Source organism: Nocardioides sp. CPCC 206348 (genome assembly GCF_048654705.1).
GTDB lineage: Bacteria > Actinomycetota > Actinomycetes > Propionibacteriales > Nocardioidaceae > Nocardioides.
In genome coordinates this window covers 7,551-11,339 of sequence record NZ_JBMCZA010000202.1, presented here as the reverse complement: position 1 = coordinate 11,339, position 3,789 = coordinate 7,551, and the positions used below count along the sequence as shown (strand labels likewise).

The 3,789-nt window shown below is 69.7% G+C and carries 5 protein-coding genes; all 5 read right to left on the bottom strand.

What is annotated here, in order from left to right:
* Positions 1 to 515, bottom strand: a 515-nt coding sequence (locus tag ACOADB_RS19580; RefSeq protein ID WP_378602295.1) for a ClpP family protease, incomplete at its 3' end; no start/stop codon positions are given.
* Entirely contained in the window at positions 512 to 1,135 is a 624-nt protein-coding gene (locus ACOADB_RS19575) for a ClpP family protease (RefSeq protein WP_378602292.1), read from the bottom strand. The genes ACOADB_RS19580 and ACOADB_RS19575, both read right to left, overlap by 4 nt.
* Before the next feature lie 167 nt (positions 1,136 to 1,302).
* Complete coding sequence (locus ACOADB_RS19570) at positions 1,303 to 1,962, bottom strand: response regulator (protein WP_378602289.1); 660 nt, start codon at positions 1,960 to 1,962, stop codon at positions 1,303 to 1,305.
* Positions 1,963 to 2,109: 147 nt separating this feature from the next.
* Entirely contained in the window at positions 2,110 to 2,736 is a 627-nt protein-coding gene (gene hpf / locus ACOADB_RS19565) for a ribosome hibernation-promoting factor, HPF/YfiA family (RefSeq protein ID WP_378602286.1), read from the bottom strand.
* Between the two features lie 518 nt (positions 2,737 to 3,254).
* On the bottom strand, positions 3,255 to 3,789 hold a 535-nt coding region (locus ACOADB_RS19560; protein WP_378602283.1), incomplete at its 5' end, for a ComF family protein.

Here is a 3,789-nt window from a genome sequence, read left to right as displayed (position 1 = left end):
TCGGTGTCCTCGCGCACCTGGTGTGGCGTGCGCCCGGTGTGCGTGGCCAACAGCTCTTCGAGCAGGGACCGCACCCGTTCGATCTCCTCGGTCTCCAGGATCAGGTCGGGGATGGTGCCGCGGGACTCGGCCGCCGGCTGGTGCAGCACGACCCGGCCGTGGCGCAGGATCTGCCGGTGGCCGGGCTCACCGCCGGCCAGCAGCACGGCGGCGGTGGCGACGGCCTGGCCCACGCACGTCGTCTCGACCGGTGGGCGCACGAACTGCATGGCGTCGTACACCGCCAGCATCGCCGGGATCGATCCGCCCGGTGAGTTGATGTACAGGTTGATCGGTGCCTCCGGGTTCTCCGACTCCAGGTGCACCAGCTGGGCGATCAGGGCATTGGCGACCCCGTCGTCGATCGGCGTACCGAGGTAGACGACGCGATCCGCCAACAGGCGCGAGTAGATGTCGGTGGTGCGCTCGCCGCGCGGGGTCTGCGTGGTCACGTAGGGGATCGGGTAGGTCGTCATGCCGACACCGCCGGGCGAAGTCCCAGGCCGAGGGATCGTTGCGGGGCGGGCCGGATCTGCGCCAGCGACGCGACGACGTGGTCGGCGAAGCCGTAGGCGATCGCCTGCTCCGCGTTGAACCAGCGATCGCGGCGGGAGTCCTTCTCGACCGTCTCGACCGGCTGTCCGGTGTCGGCGGAGATCAGCCCGAGCACGGTGTCGCGGTTGTCGCGCAGCGTCTCCGCCTGGATCGCGATGTCGCCGGCCGTACCTCCGAAGCCTGCCGAGCCCTGGTGCAGCAGGACCTTGGAGTGGGGCAACAGGTAGCGGTGCCCCGGGGTACCGGCGCTGAGCAGGAACTGGCCGGCGCTGTAGGCCATGCCGAGGTTGACCGTGGTGACGGTGTTGGGGATCAGCCGCATCGCGTCGCGGATCGCCAGCATGCCGGGAACCGACCCGCCGACCGAGTTGATCCAGAGGGAGATGGGCGTCTTCTCGTCATCGGCGGCGAGCATGAGCAGCGCCGTCGTGAGGCGGTTGCTGAGCGTCTGGTCCAGCTCGGTCCCGAGCAGGATCGTGCGTTGCTCGAGGAGCCGCCTGCCCAGGTCGTCGTCGAGGAAGCTCGCGGTGGGTGCGTTCATGCACTCGAGCGTCGCAGCGCGCGACGAGTCGCCCAAGGGCTTGCTGCTGCGGGCGGATCCGCCCCCAGCAGCACGGAGCGCGCTCGGTCAGTCCAGACAACCGGCAGCGCGGCGGGAGGAGGTCGGCGGCAGCTTGCTGCCCCCTTCTCCTCCGAAGACGCGCTCGGTCAGTCCAGATTGACCAGTTTCGCGCGGACGGCGTACATGACCGCCTCCATGCGCGAGTGCAGCTGCAGCTTCTCGAGGATGTTGCGCACGTGGTTCTTCACGGTGTTCTCGCTGATCGCGAGCTGGGAGGCCACGTCGCGGTTGCTCAGGCCCCGCGCGACCAGGCGCAGCACCTCGAGCTCGCGCTCGGTCAGCTTCAGCGCGGTGCCCGCGGTGCGCTCGGGCGTCGACATGGTCTTGAACTCGTCGATGAGCTTGGCGGCCATCGACGGGCTGATCAGGGACTGGCCGTCGGCCACCACCCGGATGCCCTGCGCGACCTCCTCGATCGAGGAGTCCTTGAGCAGGTAGCCGGAGGCACCGCTCTTGACGGCCTCGTAGAGATCGGCCTCGTCGTCGGACACGGTCAGCATGATGATCTTCGTCATCGGGACCGCTTCCTTGATCGCGACGCACGCCTCGATGCCCGACTGCTTGGGCATGCGTACGTCGAGCAGGACGACATCGGGCACGGTGCTGATCGCCAGGGCCACGCCCTCGGCACCGTCGCCGGCCTCGCCGACGACCTCGATGCCGGCCTCGATGCCGAGCAGCATCGTCAGGCCGCGACGGAAGAGCTCCTGGTCGTCGACCACTGCCACGCGAACCGGTCCGCTCACCCGTTGCCCCCTGTCCCGCTCGGCGTTGTCCCACTCGTCACTCAGGCATCATGGCACGACTTCCCGATGCGACGGCGGTCTAGCCCGCCGCGTGCCGAATGGCCGGCCCCGGAAACAGCGGGCCGGCCATCGGATCTGCGGACAGGCTCAGCCTTCCCGGGCGCCGATGTCGAGGGAGATGACGCCGTAGTCGTAGCCACGACGGCGGTAGACGACCGCCGGCCGCTCGCTCTCCTTGTCGACGAACAGGTAGAAGTCGTGGCCGACCAGCTCCATCTCGTAGAGCGCCTGGTCGAGCGTCATCGGGCTGGCCGGGTGGGTCTTCTCGCGGACCACGAGCGGGCCGTCGCCGGTGACGGTGATCGGTCCGACCTGGCGCTCGATCGACACGTCGTCCTCGGCCACCTCGTCGGTCGCGATCTCCAGGTCCGACAGGGCCCGTCCGACCGAGACCCGTTCGGGGCGTCCCTTGTGCACCCGCCTTCGATCGGCGGCCTTGCGCATCTGGGCCGCCATCTTGTCCATGGCCAGGTCCAGCGCGCCCATCTTCTCGTCGGCAGCCGCTTCGGCCCGGATCACCGGACCCTTGGAGTACGCGGTGAGCTCCACATGGACAGCGTGGTCGTGCTGGCGCGGGTTGGGTTCGGAGTCAACCTCGACGTGCACCCGCATGATGCGGTGGTCGTGCTTCTCCAACTTCGCGAGCTTCTCGGTTGCATGCGCCCGGAACCGGTCCGAGATCTCGCAGTGCCTTCCGGTGACCACAACGTCCATCAGTTACCTCCATGGGAATCGGTGATGGGTGCTCCCGCCGCTTGGGGCGGGACGATTGATAGCGCGGCAGCGCGGCGAGGGCCGGCGCCCAAGGCTTGCCGCCAAGCCAAGGGATGCTCCGCGCAAGCCAACTGCGTGCGCGGCAGCGCGGCGAGAGCCGTCGGCGGCAGCTTGCTGCCCGCGCTGCGGCGAAGCCGCGCTCGCGCCATTGAAGGAGTCCGCCCGGCCGACCTGGTCTTCGTCCCCACAATCGCCTGCTGAGGCTTCCGCAGCTTGGTGCCACTACTGGCCTTCTCCCGGATTCGGACGTATCTGACGTCCGGTCCGAGGCAGGACTTACGACTAAGCCGCACCGTGATCGTCGACCCGGGGGTCGACTTACGTGGACCGTTTCGCCTGCGACTGGCATCGGCTTGCCGTACCCGGCCGGGCGCCTGCCCCACCTGTACGACGCAACCACGGACCCGGGCGGACTCCATGTAGAGACGTTAGTCCGTTGTCGAAGCGGACGAAAGGCTTCACCCGAACTTGGGCCCCCGGTCACGCAACCGGGTGGCTGCCACGGTGGCCGATGCGAGGACGGTGATGCCCGTGGCCTCGAGCGCCCGTTGCGCCTCGCGGAGCGTCGCGCCGGTCGTGAGGACGTCGTCGCACAGCACGACATGGGCGTGGGGGAACCGCTCCCCCAGGCGTCGTACGACGGCGGAGGGTGCCGCCATGGAACCGGCGAGGTTCGCTGCGCGCCCGCGCGTGTCGAGGCCGGCCTGGTCGATGACGCCGGGGCGCAGTCGCAGCAACTGGAGGGTGGCCACGGTCCTGCCCTCGACCGCGAGGCGGCGCGCGGCGGCCCGGGTCATCGTGAGGGTCGGATCGTGTCCGCGTTGGCGGACTGCTGCAGGTCGGGAGGGCACGGGCACCAGGACGACGGGGGCGCCGGCACCGCAGCGCGCGTCCTCCAGCGCCTGACCGACCGAGCAGGCCAGCAGGTCCCCGAGGGGGCGGGCGAGGGCGAGCACCCGCCGCTCCTTGTGCGCGAGCACCATCGAGCGCAGC

Coding starts and splice junctions, on each gene's coding strand:
- hpf (WP_378602286.1), bottom strand. CDS start 2,736: ATGGACGTTGTGGTCACCGGAAGGCACTGCGAGATCTCGGACCGGTTC.
- ACOADB_RS19575 (WP_378602292.1), bottom strand. CDS start 1,135: ATGAACGCACCCACCGCGAGCTTCCTCGACGACGACCTGGGCAGGCGG.